Genomic DNA, 16,021 nt, shown 5'->3' with positions numbered 1-16,021 from the left:
GGGCATTGTCATGACGTTGACACGATCCGGTGCCAGACTGCTTCATGCCAGCCGGGGCAGACGGCGCGAAAAGGGACAGACCGGGACAGAAGATCCCCTCCCGGCAGGATCGGCGCGGCGGCGCGCCCTCAGGCGGCGTCGGACAGGACGCGGGCCAGTTCGAAGATCTGGCGGCGCTGCGCGACCGGCATCGCATAATAGGCGCGCACCAGCTGCAGCGCCTCCTTGTCGGCGAGGATATCGCCTTCCACTTCCTCGACCGTGTCGCCCTCGTGCAACCCTTCGAAGAAGAAGCTGACCGGAACATCGACCGCGCGGGCAATATCCCACAGACGGGAAGCCGACACCCGGTTCATCCCGGTTTCGTACTTCTGGATCTGCTGAAACTTGATCCCGACCTTCTCGGCCAATTGTTGCTGGGTCATTCCGATCATCCACCGCCGATGGCGGATACGCTTACCAACATGTACATCAACACCGTGCTTCATGGCCCAACCTCGTTCAATCTAGAGCGGCAGTAGCGCAGACCGGCTCAATTTTCGAGTGTCAACATGGTTAACAAACCACTTTCTGACCAAAAAGACAGGTCCGGATTTGCGTAGCCTGCAATTTTGATGAGCGGAAACAAGCCAGTGAACTTATTGTCTTATTCTTTGTGGAGGACAGGATGACCCAACAGATCCGAATCGCCCTGGTCGAGTCGCAGGGCCGGGACCCTCGGCCGGCAACGGCGGCCAGCCCCCGGCCGGGCCCCGACCAGGTCCTGGTGCGGATGCGCGCGGCGGCGCTGAACTTCGCGGATCTGCTGAAGGCGAAGGGGCAGTACCAGGAGAAGGCGGCCTTTCCCTTCGTGCCCGGACTGGAGGGCTCGGGCGAGGTGGTCTCCGCGCCCGAGGGCAGCGGGCTGGCGCCCGGCCAGCGCGTCGCGGTGCTGTGGCCCGGCACCATGGCCGAGCTGGTCGCGGTCCCGCCCCTGGCCTGCCTGCCGATCCCCGACGCCATGAGCCTTGAGCAGGCGGCGGGCTTCCAGATCGCCTATGGCACCAGCCACCTGGCGCTGGACGACCGGGCCCGGCTGCGCCCCGGCGAGGTGCTGGCGGTGCTGGGCGCCGCCGGGGGCGTCGGCCTGACCGCGGTCGAGATCGGCCGCGCGATGGGCGCCCGCGTCATCGCCGTGGCCCGCGGCCCCGAGCGGCTGGAGGTGGTCCGCGCCGCCGGCGCCGAGGAGGCGATCGACAGCGCCGCCTGCCCCGACCTCAAGGCGGCGCTGCGCGAACGGGGGGGCGTCGACGTGGTCTATGACCCGGTCGGCGACAGCGCGGGCGAGGCCGCGTTCGGCGCCTTGCGCCCCGGCGGCCGCTTCCTGGTCATCGGCTTCGCCGGCGGGCGCCCGCCCGCGCTGCCGCTGAACCACGCGCTGGTCAAGAACATTGCCATCCACGGCCTCTACTGGGGCGCCTATCAGCAGCTGGATCCCGACGCGCTGCGCGGCAGCCTGCGCCGCCTTTTCGCCATGTTCGAGGCAGGCAGCCTGCATCCCGTCGCGGGCCATTCCCTGCCGCTGGACCGCCTGGCCGAGGGCTACGCCCTGCTGCGCGAGCGCCGTTCGGTCGGCAAGGTCGTCATCACCATATAAAATACGTGTAATCTGCGCGATTTTGACGCGTCTGCGGCATTGAAATGAAACGCCGATCTGCCAATATAGAGCGCATATCGCGGGAGATCCCGCCAACCTGTTGGGGAGACGTTGATGGCAGATTACAATACCTACCGCACGACGCAGGGCGTCGGCACCCGCACGGCGGTGGTCGATGAAGGCCTGCGGGCCTATATGAACAAAGTCTATGGGCTGATGTCGGTCGGCATGCTTGTGACCGCCATTGCCGCATGGGGCATCAGCACCGCTGCCGTCGGTCCCGACGGACAGCTGACCGCGCTTGGCGCCGCCATCTATACCACCCCGCTGCGCTGGGTGCTGATGTTCGCGCCGCTGATCGTGGTCTTCGCCTTCGGCGCCATGCTGAACCGCCTGTCGGTGCAGGCCGCGACCATGGTGTTCTACGGCTTCGCCGCGCTGATGGGCATCTCGATCAGCTGGATCTTCATGGTCTATACCAGCTTCTCGATCATCCAGACCTTCCTGATCACCGCGATCGCCTTCGCCGGCCTGTCGCTGTGGGGCTACACCACCAAGAAGGACATCTCGGGCTGGGGCAGCTTCCTGATCATGGGCGTGATCGGCCTGATCATCGCCATGATCGTGAACATCTTCCTGCAAAGCTCGGCGATGCAGTTCGCGATCTCGGTGCTGGGCGTGCTGATCTTCGCCGGCCTGACCGCCTATGACACGCAGAACATCAAGAACACCTATCTGCAGATGGCCGGTTCGGACCGCGACTTCCTGGGCAAGACCGCCATCATGGGCGCGCTGCAGCTGTATCTGGACTTCCTGAACCTGTTCATGTTCCTCCTGCAGTTCCTGGGCAATCGCGAGTGATCGCGACGACCCCGCCGGAATGACCGAAAGGCCGGGCCTCGCGCCCGGCCTTTTGCGTGACGGCTTGCCGGGACGGGTTCGGGCCAGGGCGCGATCCGCCCCGGCGAATCACCCGGCCCGCCGCGCCGGCAGGCACCGCCCCGGCTTGCCTGAAATTGCGCGGCTGTCCGGCCGGCCCTGCGGCAAGTTGCGCGGTCCGCCACCGCGGCTTTCCGAAAAATCCCGCGCTTGCAAAAGCCCCGGCACTGGCCTTTCTGGCCCCAGTTCCGCAGCGATCCGTCCCCGGATCGCCACGCTTTGGAGGAGGCTGCCATGGAACCGAAACTGACCGATCTGACCCCGCCCCAGGGGTTCGAGCGCCTGGTGCTGGCCGAGGCGCCCGAGGCCGGGCTGCGCGCGCTGATCTGCATCCATTCCACCGCGCTTGGCCCGGCGGCGGGCGGCTGCCGGATGTGGCCCTATGCCGGCGATGCCGAGGCGGTCCAGGACGTGACCCGGCTGGCGCGCGGCATGACCTACAAGAACGCGATGGCCGGGCTGGGGCTGGGCGGCGGCAAGTCGGTCATCATCGGCGATGCGCGCCGCGACAAGACGCCGGCGATGATGCGCGCCTTCGGCCAGGCGGTCGAGGCGCTGGCGGGCAGCTATTACACCGCCGAGGATGTCGGCATCTCGACCGCCGACATGGCCGAGGCCGCCAGCCGGACCCGCTATGCGGTGGGGCTGACCGGGGGCGCACATGGCTCGGGCGATCCCTCGCCCTGGACGGCAGAGGGGGTGTTCCGCTGCCTGCGGGTCGGCGCGGCGCGGGTCTTCGGCAGCGAAGACCTGGCCGGCCGGCGGGTGCTGGTGCAGGGGCTGGGCCATGTCGGCCTGTCGCTGGCCGAAAAGCTGCACGGTGCCGGGGCAGAGCTGGTCGTCGCCGACATCAACCAGGCGGCGGTCCAGGATGCGCGGCAGCGGCTGGGCGCCGCGTCCTGCGCCCCGGACGAGATCTTCGCGCCGCAGGTCGACATCTTCGCCCCCTGCGCCCTGGGCGGCGTGCTGACCGAAGGCAGCGCCGCGCAGCTGTCGGCGCGGCTGGTCTGCGGCGCCGCGAACAACCAGCTGGCCACGCCCGCCGTCGCCGAGACCCTGCGCAAGCGCGGCATCACCTACCTGCCCGATTACGTCGTCAATGCCGGCGGGATCATCTCGGTCGCCAGCGAGATCCACCGCAAGGACGACCGCTGGCGGCGCGACCGGCTGGCCGGGATCGCCGAGCGGATCGCAGAAATGCTGGCCCGCGCCGAGGCCGAGGGCCGCACCACCACCGACATCGCCGACAGCATGGTCGAGCGGATGCTGGCCCGGTCGCGGAACGCCAAGCCGCAACACGCCCAGGCCTGAGGCGGCGCCGGGCGGCGGGGCCGCCCAGCCTTGCGGCCCCCTCGATGGGGGCGAAGGCTTCGCCGGGCCGGGACGGAGGAAAACCCGCCCGTTCAGTCGCGCGCCGCGCGCAAGACCTCGCGCAGCATCTCGCCCGGCACGTCGTCGCTGACGAAGGCCTCGCCGATGCCGCGCGCCAGCACGAAGCGCAGCCGCCCGTCCACGACCTTCTTGTCCTGCCCCATCAGCGCCACCAGCGCCTCGTCGCCCGGCAGATCGCCCGGAATGTCCGAGAACCGCGAGGGCATCCCCATCTGCCGCAGATGCGCCAGCACCCGGCTTGGCGCCTCCTGGCTGCACAGCCCCATCCGCGCCGACAGATCGAATGCCAGCGCGCAGCCGATCGCCACCCCCTCGCCATGCAGCAGCCGGTCGGAATAGCCGGTGGCCGATTCCAGCGCATGGCCGAAGGTATGGCCCAGGTTCAGCAGCGCGCGCTCGCCCTGCTCGGTCTCGTCGCGGGTGACGATCCCGGCCTTCATCCGCACCGAATGCGCGACCGCATGCAGCCGCGCCGCCATGTCGCTGCTCAGTTGCGGGCCGTTCTCCTCCAGCCATTCGAAGAAATCCGCGTCCCCCAGCAGTCCGTATTTCGCCACCTCGCCATAGCCCGCCAGGAAATCGCGCGGCCGCAGCGTGTCCAGCACCGCGATGTCGGCCAGCACCAGCGAGGGCTGGTGGAAGGCGCCGATCAGGTTCTTGCCATGGGGGCTGTTGATGCCGGTCTTGCCGCCGACGCTGCTGTCCACCTGCGCCAGAAGCGAGGTCGGGATCTGCACGAAGCGCACCCCGCGCCGCAGGATCGCCGCCGCGAAGCCGACCAGGTCGCCGATCACCCCGCCGCCGAAGGCGATCACGATGTCGCGACGCTCGACCTTCTCTTCCAGCAGCCATTCGACCACGCGGGTCAGATGCGGCCAGCTTTTCGTGGCCTCGCCCGCCGGCAGGCTCAGCGCCACGCTGTCGATGCCCTCGGCCTTCAGCGCCGATTGCAGGCGCGGCAGGTGCAGGGCGGCCACGGTCTGGTCGCTGACCACGGCCACGCGCGGGCGGCGCAGCAGCGGCGCGATCTCGGCGCCCGCGCGCCCGATCAGGCCGGGGCCGATGCGCACGTCATAGGCGCGATCGCCAAGCGGGACATGGACGGTGACGGTATCGGTCATCTGGCCTCCAGCAATTCGGGTTCGGTGGCGCGGATCGCGGCGATCAGGCGGCTGGTGGCGGTCTCGATCGTGTCGCCCTGCCGCGCGGGAAAGTTCATCTCGGCCAGCGCATAGACGGGATTGCGCTTTTCCAGCAGCGCCGCCAGCGTGCCCTTGGGATCGGCGGTCTGCAGCAGCGGCCGGTTGCTGCGCTGGCGGACCCGGTGCCACAGCGTGTCCAGGTCGCAGTTCAGCCAGACCGACAGCCCGTGCGCCGCGATCAGCTCGCGGTTCTCGGCCCGCATCCAGGCCCCCCCGCCGGTCGAGATCACCCCCGGCGCCCCCCCCAGCAGCCGCGCCAGCACCTGGGTTTCGCGGTCGCGGAAGAAGGCCTCGCCGTCGCGGGCGAAGATCTCGGGGATCGTCATGGCGGCGGCGGCCTCGATCTCGGCATCGGAATCGGTGAAGGGGACATGCAGCCGGCGGGCCAGTTCCGTCCCGATGGCGGTCTTGCCCGCGCCCATCATGCCGACCAGCACGATATGCCGCTTCAACCTGGCCTTCATGCGGTGCTTTCTCCCCTTTGCGCGCCGTCCGGGACGCTGAATGACGTGATCTTTCGGAAATTGCCATATATATTCCGGAGTGACCGGCGAAAGACCGGGCCCGTCGGGGGCGAAAAGGCAGGAAAAAGGGGCGAATATCGATGCGGCTGCTGAAGCTTGTGGTGGTGCTGATTCTGGCGGCGCTGATCGCGCTGGTGGGCTATGCCTATTTCGGCGACATGGATCCCGCCCGGAAAGAGATCCGCCAGCCCATCCCGATCACCGATGCCTCCCCGCCGGCCGGTCCCGCGGCGGAAGCCGCCGGCGACGACGCGGATGCGGGCACCGAGACCAGTGAGTGAGCGCCGCCGGATAGCGATCGCCGCGGCGGGCCTGTGGCTGGGGCTTGGACTGGCCGCCGCGGCGCAGCAGCAGCCGCTCTCGGCCAGCGACTGGCTGTCGGGCAGTGTCCAGGGGCCGGCGCGCGAAAGCTCTGCCTGGCGGCCCGGCGACCCGTCGCCGCCGGGCATGGGCCCGGCCGCGCCCCAGCCGGTGGCCGAATCCGGCGCCGTGGGCGAGGTGCAGGTGACGCGGCTGGACGGCGGCGACCCGGATGCGGGCGGCACGATCACCGCACGCCGCGCCGGGCTGCCCAAGGACCTGTGGCAGGGCAGCAGCGCCGAGACGCTGGCGCCGCTGATCCTGCAGACCCCGGCCCGGCTGCCGGCGATGAACGCGCTGATGCGGCGGGTGCTGACCGCGCAGCTGACGCCGCCCTCGGGCGAGGACGGCAACCGCCGCGGCCACCTGTTCCTGGCCCGCGCCGACCGGCTGCTGGACATGGGCGCGCTGGAACAGGCGCAGGCGCTGCTGGTGACCGCCGGGCCCGGCGATCCCGAGGTCTTCCGCCGCCTGTTCGACATCGCCCTGCTGGAGGGCGACGAGACCCGCGCCTGCGACATCATGAACAGCACGCCCGGCATCGCCCCCAGCTTCGCCGCGCGGATCTTCTGCCTGGCGCAGGGCGGCGACTGGGCCGCCGCCGCCGTCAGCCTGCACGGCGCCGAGACGCTTGGCCTGATCGACGAGCGCCAGGCGATCATGCTGACCCATTTCCTGGACGACGCCTTCGTCGACGGCGCCGAGATGCTGGAACCGGCCGAACGGATGACGCCGCTGGATTTCCGCATCCACGAGGCGATCGGCCAGCCCCTGCCCACCGCGCCGCTGCCCACCGCCTTCGCGCAATCCGACCTGCGCATGAACAGCGGCTGGAAGGCGCGGCTGGAGGCGGCCGAGCGACTGGCGCGGGCGGGCGCCATCGCCCCGGCGCTGCTGCGGCAGATCTATGCGGAACAGAAGCCCGCGGCCTCGGGCGGGGTCTGGGAGCGGGCCAGCGCCATGCGCACGCTGGAAGCCGCGCTGGCGGCGGGCGATGTCGGCGCCGCCCTGCCCCGCGCCTTCGACGAATTCCGCCGCGCGGACATGGCCGACGTGCTGGCCGCGATGGTCGGGGCGGACCTGCCCGAGGAGGGCCTGGAGGGCCGCGCGGCCGAGATCGCCGGCTGGCTGCGCCAGTGGCAGGGCCTGCCGGTTCCCGCGCCGGTCCCCACCGCCGAGGGGCTGGCCCCCAATCCCGCGGGCGAGCCCGCCACCGCCCCGGCCGAGGCGCGGGGCGAGGCGCTGCTGGCGGCGATGGCGGATGTCGATGCGGGGCTGGACGGCGACCTGGCCCGCGCCGGGCGCGGGTTGCAGATGCTGCAGGCGCTGGGGCTTGAGGCCGATGCCGACCTGGCCCGCGCGCAGCTGAGCCTGCTGCCGCGTATGCGCGGGGACGACTGATGCCCGCGCCGCTGTCCATGGGCGACGGATCCGCGATCTCGGCCTTCCTGGATGCGCAGGCGGCCGAGGCGGGGGCGGCGCGCAACACGCTGCTGGCTTACGGGCGCGACCTGCGCGACCTGTCGGAATGGCTGGCGCGGCGCGGGGGCAGCCTGGCCGGGCTGAGCCGCGAGACGGTCGAGGATTACCTGGCCTTCTGCGACGCGCAGGGCCTGTCGCGGGCGACGCGGGCGCGGCGGCTGTCCTCGATCCGCCAGTTCACCCGCTTCGCGCTGGAAGAGGGCTGGCGCGAGGACGATCCCGCCATCCGCATCAGCGGCCCCGGCCGCGCCAAGCGCCTGCCCAAGACGCTGGAGCGCGCCGAGATCGAGGCGATGCTGGCCGCCGCCCCGGAGATCGGCCGCAGCCCGGCCGAGCGCGCCCGCAACCTGTGCCTGATCGAGCTGCTCTATGCGACGGGGATGCGGGTCAGCGAACTGGTCGCCCTGCCGGTCGCCGCCTGCCGGGGCGATCCGCCGGTGCTGCTGATTCGCGGCAAGGGTGGCAAGGAGCGGCTGGTGCCGCTGACCGCCCCCGCCCGCCGCGCGCTGGCCGCCTGGCTGGAGATCCGCGACGCCCCGCCCGAGGGCAGTCCGCTGGCGCGGCTGACCGCCGGGCGCGGCGGGCGCTGGCTGTTTCCCGCGCCGGGCGCTGCCGGGCACATGCCGCGCCAGAGCTTCGGGCGGCTGCTCAACGACATCGCCATTGCCGCGGGCGTCGATCCCGCGCGGGTGACGCCGCATGTCATCCGCCACGCCTTCGCCACCCATCTGCTGGAGGGCGGCGCCGACCTGCGCAGCATCCAGACGCTGCTGGGCCATGCCGATCTGGGCACGACCGAGATCTATACCCATGTGCTGGACGAACGGATGCGCGAGCTGGTGCTGAACCACCACCCGCTGGCGCAGCCGGGCGTGGGAGAGGCCGCCGGCGACTAGCCCGCAGCAGCCCCTTCCCCTGGGCCGTCGCTTGCGGCCTCGGCCAGGGTCCTGCGCACGCGGCGCCCCTGGCGCTTGAGGAAGCCGCTGTCCGGCCATTGCTTCAGCGCCATGCGGATATGGTTCCGGGCCCGGATCGGCCGGCCCATCGCCGCCAGCCGCCGCGCCATCGAGACCTGCAGCAGCGGCGGCTTTCCGGCCAGCTCCAGCGCCTCGGCCAGGAAATCCTCGGCCCGCGCGACATTGCCCAGGCGGAAACAGGTATCGGCCAGCCGCTTCTTCACCAGCGGATCGCCGGGGCGGATGTCGTCCAGCCAGTGCAGGATCCGCAGGGCGCGGGCATAGCGGCCGTGCAGCGACAGGATCGCCGCGCCCAGCCCGATGCGCTGCGCCTCGATCTCCGAGGCCGGCGGCGGGGGCGTGGTCCCCTCGGTCAGCGCGTGGTCGGCCTCGCGCGGCGCGGGTCCCAGCCGGCGCAGCTTCAGATGCATCGCCGGGCCGGCCAGCAGCGGACGCCGCGCGGCCTCGTCGTCCAGAAGCTCTTCCCAGTCGGCCAGATAGAACCAGGGCGCCAGCAGGCTCAGCCCGGCCTCGTTCCTCTCCAGAAGCCCGGCGGTCAGGGCGGGGGGGAACATCAGCGCCTGCGCCACCGGCCCGTCGCGGCCCAGCAGCATGGCGGCCATATGGGCGGTCTGGGCATTCTCCCCGGCGGGTTGAGAGAAGACGGCAGCCAGGAACTGCTCGGCCACGTCGCCGCTGTCGGGCGCGGCGCGGGCCTCCATCACCGACAGCACGCCCCGGCACAGCCGCTGGTCGCGCCCAACCAGGCGCGGATCGGCCAGCGCGTCCTGCGCGGCCGCACGGGCGCGGTCCTGCTGCCCCGCCGCCAGCAGGCATTCGGCATGGATGCGCCGCACGAAGGGATGCGCCGCCATCAGCGCGCCCTGCCCCTCCAGCGCCTCGGCCAGCCGGCCGGCCTGCCCCTGCGCGATGGCGTGGCGCGCGGCGTAATGCAGCGACTGCGCCAGATCGCCCGGCGCAAGGAAGCTGTCCGGCGCCTCGATCGCGCGGTCCAGCAGCGCCTGATAGGCTTCGCCGCGCCGGGGGGTGGGCAATTGCTGCGGCAGCATGACGATCTCGGCCGATCCCAGCGAGGCCGCCGCGCGGGAAAACGCGCTGCCGCCCGGCCCGCCGATCCGCCGGCAGCGCGCCATCAGCAGCAGTTCCAGCATGTCGCGTTCGGTGGCGGTCAGCTTCTCGAGGTCCAGCAGCCGGTCGATGGGCACGATGCGCCGGTCGCCCGCCGCCATGTGATGGGCCGCGGCGGGCGTGTCAGTAAAGACGATCACCGCGCCCTCCTGCCCCGCCGCCCAGGCGCGGAAGAATTCGTCGGGCACGTATTTCGCGGGCCAGGCGCCAAGCGACCAGGGATCGCCGTCCAGAAGGTCGCCGCGCCGCATGTGGATGGCCGAGGCCTGCGCCAGCCCGCCCGGAACCAGCCGCGACAGCCGGTTTTCGGCCCGCGCCAGGGCGCGCGCCAGGCGCGGCGCCAGCGGCAGATCAGCGGCAATGGCGGCGATCCCGGCCCGCGCCTCAGGGGCGGGTTCGCCCATGAAATGAAGCACGTCGAAGGCGATGTCGCTGAAGAACAGCTCTCCGCCCGCCAGGCGGCGGGCCATGTGGGCGTCGTTGATCGTGGGGGCCAGCGTCATCAGGTCGGTGCGCCCCGACAGGTCGGGCGCCCTGTCCACCACGGCGATATGGTCGGCCACGAAGCCGGCCTCCAGGAATTCGCGCGGATCGACCAGCTCGGGATAGGGGCCGCCGGGCTCGGACAGCCAGACATAGCGCGCGGGAAGGCCGAACTTGCGGCCCAGCCGCAGGATGTTCAGAAGCCCGATCAGCCGGGCGCCGATCCGGTCCTTGCGAAAGCCGATGATGGCGGGAAGCGCGCTCACGGTTGTCCTCGTCCTGCTTGCGCGGGACCCTAGCCGCGTGCCCTTGCGCTTGCAACCGCCGGGCTTCGCCCCTAACAGGTCAGCAAAGCCACCGAAAGCCCAGAGGGACCGCCATGGACATCGCCGCCCGCCGCAAGGCCGACCCCGAACACTGGAAACTGGCCAGCGCGATCCGCGTCCTGGCGATGGATGCGGTCGAGGCCGCCAATTCCGGCCATCCCGGCATGCCGATGGGCATGGCCGACGTGGCGACCGTGCTGTTCCGCAACCACCTGAAATTCGACGCCTCGGCACCCAACTGGTTCGACCGCGACCGCTTCGTGCTGTCGGCGGGCCATGGCTCGATGCTGATCTATGCGCTGCTGCACCTGACCGGATACGAGCAGATGTCGCTGGAGCAGATCCGCAACTTCCGCCAATGGGGCGCGATCACGGCGGGCCATCCCGAATACGGCCATGTCGAGGGCGTCGAGACCACCACCGGCCCCCTGGGCCAGGGCCTTGCGACCTCGGTCGGCATGGCCATGGCCGAAGAGGCGATGCGGGCCGAATTCGGCGCGGACCTGTGCGACCACCGCACCTGGGTCATCGCCGGAGACGGCTGCCTGATGGAGGGCATCAGCCAGGAGGCCGTGGGCCTGGCGGGCGCGCAGGGCCTGGGCCGGCTGATCGTCTTGTGGGACAACAACGACATCACCATCGACGGCCGGGTCAGCCTGTCGGACCGCACCGACCAGCTGGCGCGCTTCGCCGCTTCGGGCTGGCGGGTGCTGGAATGCGACGGCCATGACGCCGCCGACATCGACCGCGCCCTGACCCAGGCGAAACAGGAAGACGGCCGCCCGGTGCTGGTCTCCTGCAAGACCGTCATCGGCTTCGGCGCGCCCACCAAGGCCGACAGCGCCAAGGCCCATGGCTCGCCCCTGGGGGCCGAGGAGATCGCCGCCACCCGCAAGGCCTATGGCTGGGAGGGCGTGGCCTTCGAGATCCCCGAGGACATCGCCGCCGACTGGCGCGCGATCGGCGCGAAGGGGGCCGAGGCCCGCAAGGCCTGGAACGCCCGCGTCGACGCGCTGGCTGCCGATGCCCGCGACGAGTTCAGCCGCCGCATCGGCGACGAGGTGAACCCGCATCTGGCCCCGGCCATCGCCGCGCTGAAGAAGCAGACGGTGGATGCCAAGCCCAAGGTCGCCACCCGCAAGGCCAGCGAGAACGTGCTGGAAGTGCTGAACCCGCATATGCCGGAAAACTTCGGCGGCTCGGCCGACCTGACCGGGTCGAACAACACCAGGACCTCGGACCAGGGCATCTTCAACGCCCAGAACCGGCTGGGCCGCTATGTCCATTACGGCATCCGCGAACATGGCATGGCCGCCGCGATGAACGGCATCTGGCTGCATGGCGGCTTCCGCCCCTATGGCGGCACCTTCCTGTGCTTCACCGACTATGCCCGCGGCGCGATGCGGCTGTCGGCGCTGATGGGGCTGCCGGTGGTCTATGTGATGACCCATGACAGCATCGGGCTGGGCGAGGACGGCCCGACCCACCAGCCGGTCGAGCATCTGGCGATCTGCCGCGCCACGCCGAACACGCTGACCCTGCGCCCCTGCGACCAGGTCGAGACCGCCGAGGCCTGGGAGATCGCGCTGTCGCAGGAATCGACGCCCTCGGTCCTGGCCCTGTCGCGCCAGAACCTGCCGCTGCTGCGCGACGAGGCCTCGGCCGAGAACCTGTCCGCCAAGGGCGCCTATGTGCTGCGCGAGGCATCGGGCGGGGCGCCCGCCGTGGTGCTGATGGCCACCGGATCCGAGGTCGAGATCGCCGTCGAGGCCCGCGAGGCGCTGGAGGCGGGCGGCACGCCGACCCGCGTCGTCTCGGTCCCCTCGATGGAGCTGTTCCGGGCGCAATCCGCCGATTACCGCCGCGAGGTGCTGCCCGAGGGCACGGTGCGCGTCGCCGTCGAGGCCGCCATCCGCCAGCCCTGGGACTGGCTGCTGCTGGGCGAGCGCGGGCGCGAGGAGAAATCGGATTTCGTCGGCATGACCGGCTTCGGCGCCTCGGCCCCGGCGCCGACGCTTTACCGGGAATTCGGCATCACCGCCGAGGCCGTGGTCGAGAAGGCCAGGGCATTGCTGTGAGGCGAGCGTCCGCCTCCGGCGGGGGTATTTGGACAACGAAGAAGCGGCCGGGCATTTGTCCGGCCGTTTGCGGAAGGGGGATCTGATGCGGGTTCTGGCGCGGACCTTCGCGCTGATGGGGCGCGAACGCGACGGGCGGCGAAGGCCGGGCAATGACCAGCCGGTCGGGATCGCGCTGCTGCTGCTGGCCATCCTGGGCTTCACGCTGATGGATGCCGCCGCGAAGCACCTGACGCAGAGCTATCACCCGGCCCAGGTGGTCTGGGCGCGATTCCTTGGCAACCTGCTGATCTTCGTGCTGATCTTCCGGTCGCGCCTGCCCTTGCAGCTGCGCACCCGCCAGCCGGGGATGCAATTCGCCCGCGCGCTGATGCAGCTGGCCTCGGTCGGGCTGTTCTTCACCTCGCTGCAATATATCGGCCTGGCCGAGGCGACCGCGATCATGGACATCAACCCGGTGCTGATCACGCTTGGGGCGGCGCTGTTTCTGGGCGAGCGGATCGGGCTGCGCCGGATCATGGGGATCGCGGCGGCGCTGGTCGGGGCGATGATCATCATCCGTCCCGGCATGGGGGTTTTCGACAAGGCCGCGCTGCTGCCGCTGGCCGGCGCCTTCACCTATGCGATCGGCGCGCTGCTGACCCGCAGCGTGCGCGGCGATTCGGTGGCGATCTCGGTCACCTGGTCGGCGGTGGTGGGGGTGGTGCTGACCTCGGCCGTGGTGCCCTTCTTCTGGCGGCCGATCGATCCCGCCGACCTGGGGGTCTTCGCGCTGCTGGGGATCTTCGGCACGCTGAGCCAGTGGTTCCTGGTCCGGGCCTTCGCCATGGCCGAGGCGGGGGTGCTGGCGCCCTTCGGCTATACCGGCCTGCTGTGGGCGGGGCTGTGGGGCTGGCTGTTCTTCGGGCAGGTCCCGGATGGCTGGACCATCACCGGGGCGGCGATTATCGTCATGGCCGGGCTTTATGTCTGGTCGCGAGAGGCCCGCGCGGCGAAGGCGGAAGAATGAACGAACCCACCCCTCCCTTCATCGACCGGCTGGCCAATGGCGCCTTCCTGGGGCTGATGGCCCTGGCGCGGCTGCTGCCCTACCCCCGGCGGATTCCGGCGGTGGGCTGGTTCTTCTCGCGGGTGATCGCGCCGGTGGCGGGCTGGCGGCGGCGGATCCGCGACAACCTGGCGCTGGCCCGGCCCGACCTGAGCGCGGCCGAGGTCGAGGCGCTGGTCCGCGCCGTTCCCGACAATGCCGGCCGGTCGCTGGCCGAGATCTATTCGGGCGAGGAATTCACCGACCGCATCCGCGCCTCGGCGGTGATCGAGGGGCCGGGCCTTGCCGCGCTGGAGGCGGCTTTCGACAGCCACCGCCCGGTGATCCTGGCCTGCGCGCATTTCGGCAATTACGACGCAATGCGGGCGACGCTGGTGGCGCGCGGCTGGCCGGTCGGCGCGCTGTATCGGCCGATGAACAACAAGGCCTTCAACAGCCATTACGTCCCGGCCATCACCGCCATCGCCGAGCCGCTGTTTCCGCGCGGCCGCGCCGGGCTGGCGGCGATGCTGCGCTTCCTGAAGGGCGGCGGCTGGCTGGCGCTGGGTTTCGACCAGTACGACCATCACGGGGCCGAGCTGAGCTTCTTCGACCTGCCGACCAGCACCGTGCTGACCCCGGCCGAGCTGGCGATCCGCAACGATGCGCTGCTGCTGCCGATCAACGGCATCCGCCAGCCCGACGGGCTGAGCTTTCGCGTCCATGTCGGCACGCCGGTCGAACATGGCGAGCCGCGCGCGATGATGCAGGCGCTGAACGACGACCTGGAGGCGCTGATCCGCCGCCACATGGACCAGTGGTTCTGGATCCACCGCCGCTGGAAATAGCCTGTTCATGCGCATTTCCAGCCGCAGGACCGGCAGCCCCTTTTTGCTGGAAATGCTTCAGAGCAGGCTGCGCGGCCCCATCGGCGTGGTGGCGCCCACCAGGCCGGCGAAATTGCGGCGGCGGGGCGCGGCAGAGGCGGCGACGGGCGATTCGGGCTCGGAGGCGCCCTGCCCCAGCCGCTCCAGATAGCCCAGCAGGCCGCCGGTCAGCAGCCATGTCACCGGGGTCAGCGTCGCGTTCGGCAGCAGGTCCACCAGGTTCACCGCCAGCACCAGCGCCATCCCCGCGGCCAGGACCGGCACCTCGCGCCCGGCGCGGCGATAGGCGCGGCCCATCAGGAAGATCGGCGCCGCCAGCAATCCGAAATAGCCGATGAAGCCGACATAGCCCGAGATCCCGATCGAGATGATCCACTGCCCGTCGGCGACCGACAGGTTCTCTCCGGTCAGCGGATCGTAGGTCGCGTTGCGCCCCCAGCCGCCCCAGCCGAAGACCGGGCGTTCGGCCGCGCGGTCCAGGAAGGCATCCTCGTGATGGAACCTGAACCCCAGCGACTGGGCGCGATCGGCCGAGAAGCCGGCCACCATCTCGACCATCTCGTCGGTCGGGATCAGCCCGGCGCCGCGCAGCATCGGGAAGGCCAGGATCAGGATGCTGATCAGCACCGCCACCCGCAGCATCAGCCGCGCCCGGCCCCACAGGAAGACCGGCAGCAGGGCGGCGGCATAGATCAGCGCCGCGATGCTCTTGCACAGGACCAGCAGCACGCCCAGATAGGCGCCGGCGCGATACCAGCCGGCCTTCTGCCCCGGCGCGGCGTCCCGCGCCAGCACCAGCGCCGTCAGGAAGGCCATCGCGGTCAGGATCGCCACCCACAGCCCGTGTTCCAGGAAGACGATCGGCCGGAAGCCGCCCTGCCGCATCATCTGGCCGAAATCATGCTGGAAGAAGCCGTAGATCATCCGGTGCAGCTGCGGCGACATCCTGATCTCGTAGAGCATCGGCACCGAATAGATCAGGAACGAGACGACCAGCGCGCGGGCAAACAGCATCACCCCCTCGCGATCGGTCAGGAATTCCCGCGCCAGCGCCCAGATCAGCAGCCAGCCCAGGTGGTTCATCACCATCGACAGCGCGTCATAGGGGCGCAGGGCGGGAATGATCGTTTCACGATTGACGAAGACCGGATCGGCATTGGTCAGCACCGTGCCGATGGTCCCGAAGATCACCATCGCCAGAAACAGCCGCGCCAGCGCGCTGCGCGGGATCAGCGGGATCAGCCGCCCCTGCGTGGCGCAGGCCGCGATATAGCCGAAGAAGGCCGGGATCATGTATTTGCTGAGACCCGGAATCAGCGGCAGGTCGATCTCGGTCGCGGCGGGCAGGATCAGATAGGCGCTGAGGACCGACCAGACGACCGCCCGCTGCACCGGCATCTGCGCATACATGGCCACCGTCACCAGCGGCCATATCAGCAGCATCAGGGTCGCAAGGACATTGGGCATCGGCCGCGGGCATCCGGCTTGAAGGCTTGACACATGCCCCATAGCACGGGACGAAGAGCCGCAAAAGCGCCGCCGGCGCCCGCCGGACCCGTGGGCGCCTAAAATGCAGCGGA

At 70.5% G+C, this 16,021-nt stretch carries 14 protein-coding genes; 9 read left to right on the top strand and 5 right to left on the bottom strand.

The genetic code is table 11. The features are described 5' to 3' along the window. Nucleotides 1-128 precede the first annotated feature (128 nt). Nucleotides 129-488, bottom strand: coding sequence for a helix-turn-helix domain-containing protein (locus tag C9E82_RS05220; protein WP_119899685.1), 360 nt, complete (start codon nucleotides 486-488; stop codon nucleotides 129-131). Nucleotides 489-667: 179 nt separating this feature from the next. Between C9E82_RS05220 and C9E82_RS05215 the strand changes: the two genes are divergently transcribed. The 3 genes from C9E82_RS05215 to C9E82_RS05205 all read left to right on the top strand — a co-directional run bounded on the left by C9E82_RS05215 (nucleotide 668) and on the right by C9E82_RS05205 (nucleotide 3,886). Then, complete coding sequence (locus C9E82_RS05215) at nucleotides 668-1,636, top strand: NADPH:quinone oxidoreductase family protein (protein ID WP_119899683.1); 969 nt, start codon at nucleotides 668-670, stop codon at nucleotides 1,634-1,636. Nucleotides 1,637-1,750: 114 nt separating this feature from the next. Beyond that, the gene (locus C9E82_RS05210; RefSeq protein ID WP_119899681.1) at nucleotides 1,751-2,497 is read left to right on the top strand and encodes a Bax inhibitor-1/YccA family protein; all 747 of its coding nucleotides are present in this window, start codon (nucleotides 1,751-1,753) and stop codon (nucleotides 2,495-2,497) included. A gap of 312 nt (nucleotides 2,498-2,809) precedes the next feature. Beyond that, on the top strand, nucleotides 2,810-3,886 hold the full coding sequence (locus tag C9E82_RS05205; protein WP_119899679.1) for a Glu/Leu/Phe/Val dehydrogenase dimerization domain-containing protein: 1,077 nt from the start codon (nucleotides 2,810-2,812) through the stop codon (nucleotides 3,884-3,886). Between the two features lie 92 nt (nucleotides 3,887-3,978). Here the strand turns inward: C9E82_RS05205 and aroB are convergent, their stop codons facing one another. Beyond that, a complete protein-coding gene (gene aroB, locus C9E82_RS05200) occupies nucleotides 3,979-5,088 on the bottom strand; it encodes a 3-dehydroquinate synthase (protein WP_119899677.1) in 1,110 nt (369 codons plus the stop codon). Further along, a complete protein-coding gene (locus tag C9E82_RS05195; RefSeq protein WP_244935997.1) occupies nucleotides 5,085-5,633 on the bottom strand; it encodes a shikimate kinase in 549 nt (182 codons plus the stop codon). Before C9E82_RS05195 ends, aroB begins: the two co-directional genes overlap by 4 nt. Nucleotides 5,634-5,773: 140 nt before the next feature. On the opposite strand from C9E82_RS05195, the gene C9E82_RS05190 reads away from it, so the two are divergent. The 3 genes from C9E82_RS05190 to C9E82_RS05180 are packed head-to-tail and all read left to right on the top strand — an operon-like array spanning nucleotide 5,774 to nucleotide 8,431. After that, on the top strand, nucleotides 5,774-5,974 hold the full coding sequence (locus C9E82_RS05190; RefSeq protein ID WP_119898192.1) for a hypothetical protein: 201 nt from the start codon (nucleotides 5,774-5,776) through the stop codon (nucleotides 5,972-5,974). Then, the gene (locus tag C9E82_RS05185) at nucleotides 5,967-7,454 is read left to right on the top strand and encodes a hypothetical protein (protein ID WP_119898191.1); all 1,488 of its coding nucleotides are present in this window, start codon (nucleotides 5,967-5,969) and stop codon (nucleotides 7,452-7,454) included. Before C9E82_RS05190 ends, C9E82_RS05185 begins: the two co-directional genes overlap by 8 nt. Further along, the gene (locus tag C9E82_RS05180; RefSeq protein WP_240643537.1) at nucleotides 7,454-8,431 is read left to right on the top strand and encodes a site-specific tyrosine recombinase XerD; all 978 of its coding nucleotides are present in this window, start codon (nucleotides 7,454-7,456) and stop codon (nucleotides 8,429-8,431) included. The genes C9E82_RS05185 and C9E82_RS05180 overlap by 1 nt, the downstream gene beginning before the upstream one ends. On the opposite strand, the gene C9E82_RS05175 is transcribed toward C9E82_RS05180, so the two are convergent. Continuing rightward, entirely contained in the window at nucleotides 8,428-10,389 is a 1,962-nt protein-coding gene (locus C9E82_RS05175; RefSeq protein ID WP_119898190.1) for a tetratricopeptide repeat protein, read from the bottom strand. The genes C9E82_RS05180 and C9E82_RS05175 overlap by 4 nt on opposite strands. A gap of 113 nt (nucleotides 10,390-10,502) precedes the next feature. On the opposite strand from C9E82_RS05175, the gene tkt reads away from it, so the two are divergent. From tkt to C9E82_RS05160, 3 genes are all read left to right on the top strand, one after another. Continuing rightward, the gene (tkt, locus tag C9E82_RS05170) at nucleotides 10,503-12,527 is read left to right on the top strand and encodes a transketolase (protein WP_119898189.1); all 2,025 of its coding nucleotides are present in this window, start codon (nucleotides 10,503-10,505) and stop codon (nucleotides 12,525-12,527) included. A gap of 85 nt (nucleotides 12,528-12,612) precedes the next feature. Next, nucleotides 12,613-13,536 carry a DMT family transporter gene (locus C9E82_RS05165; RefSeq protein WP_240643536.1) on the top strand — a complete coding sequence of 308 codons (924 nt, stop codon included), beginning with the start codon at nucleotides 12,613-12,615 and terminating at the stop codon, nucleotides 13,534-13,536. Further along, nucleotides 13,533-14,402, top strand: coding sequence for a lysophospholipid acyltransferase family protein (locus tag C9E82_RS05160; RefSeq protein WP_119898188.1), 870 nt, complete (start codon nucleotides 13,533-13,535; stop codon nucleotides 14,400-14,402). Before C9E82_RS05165 ends, C9E82_RS05160 begins: the two co-directional genes overlap by 4 nt. Nucleotides 14,403-14,459: 57 nt before the next feature. Here C9E82_RS05160 and C9E82_RS05155 read toward each other — a convergent pair whose 3' ends face one another. Next, nucleotides 14,460-15,884, bottom strand: a complete 1,425-nt coding sequence (locus C9E82_RS05155) for a hypothetical protein (protein WP_183154040.1) — start codon at nucleotides 15,882-15,884, stop codon at nucleotides 14,460-14,462. Nucleotides 15,885-16,021: the final 137 nt, after the last annotated feature.

The organism is Paracoccus sigandri, assembly GCF_003709565.1.
Classification (GTDB): domain Bacteria; phylum Pseudomonadota; class Alphaproteobacteria; order Rhodobacterales; family Rhodobacteraceae; genus Paracoccus; species Paracoccus siganidrum.
This window is presented reverse-complemented; position numbering and strand designations above follow the sequence as displayed.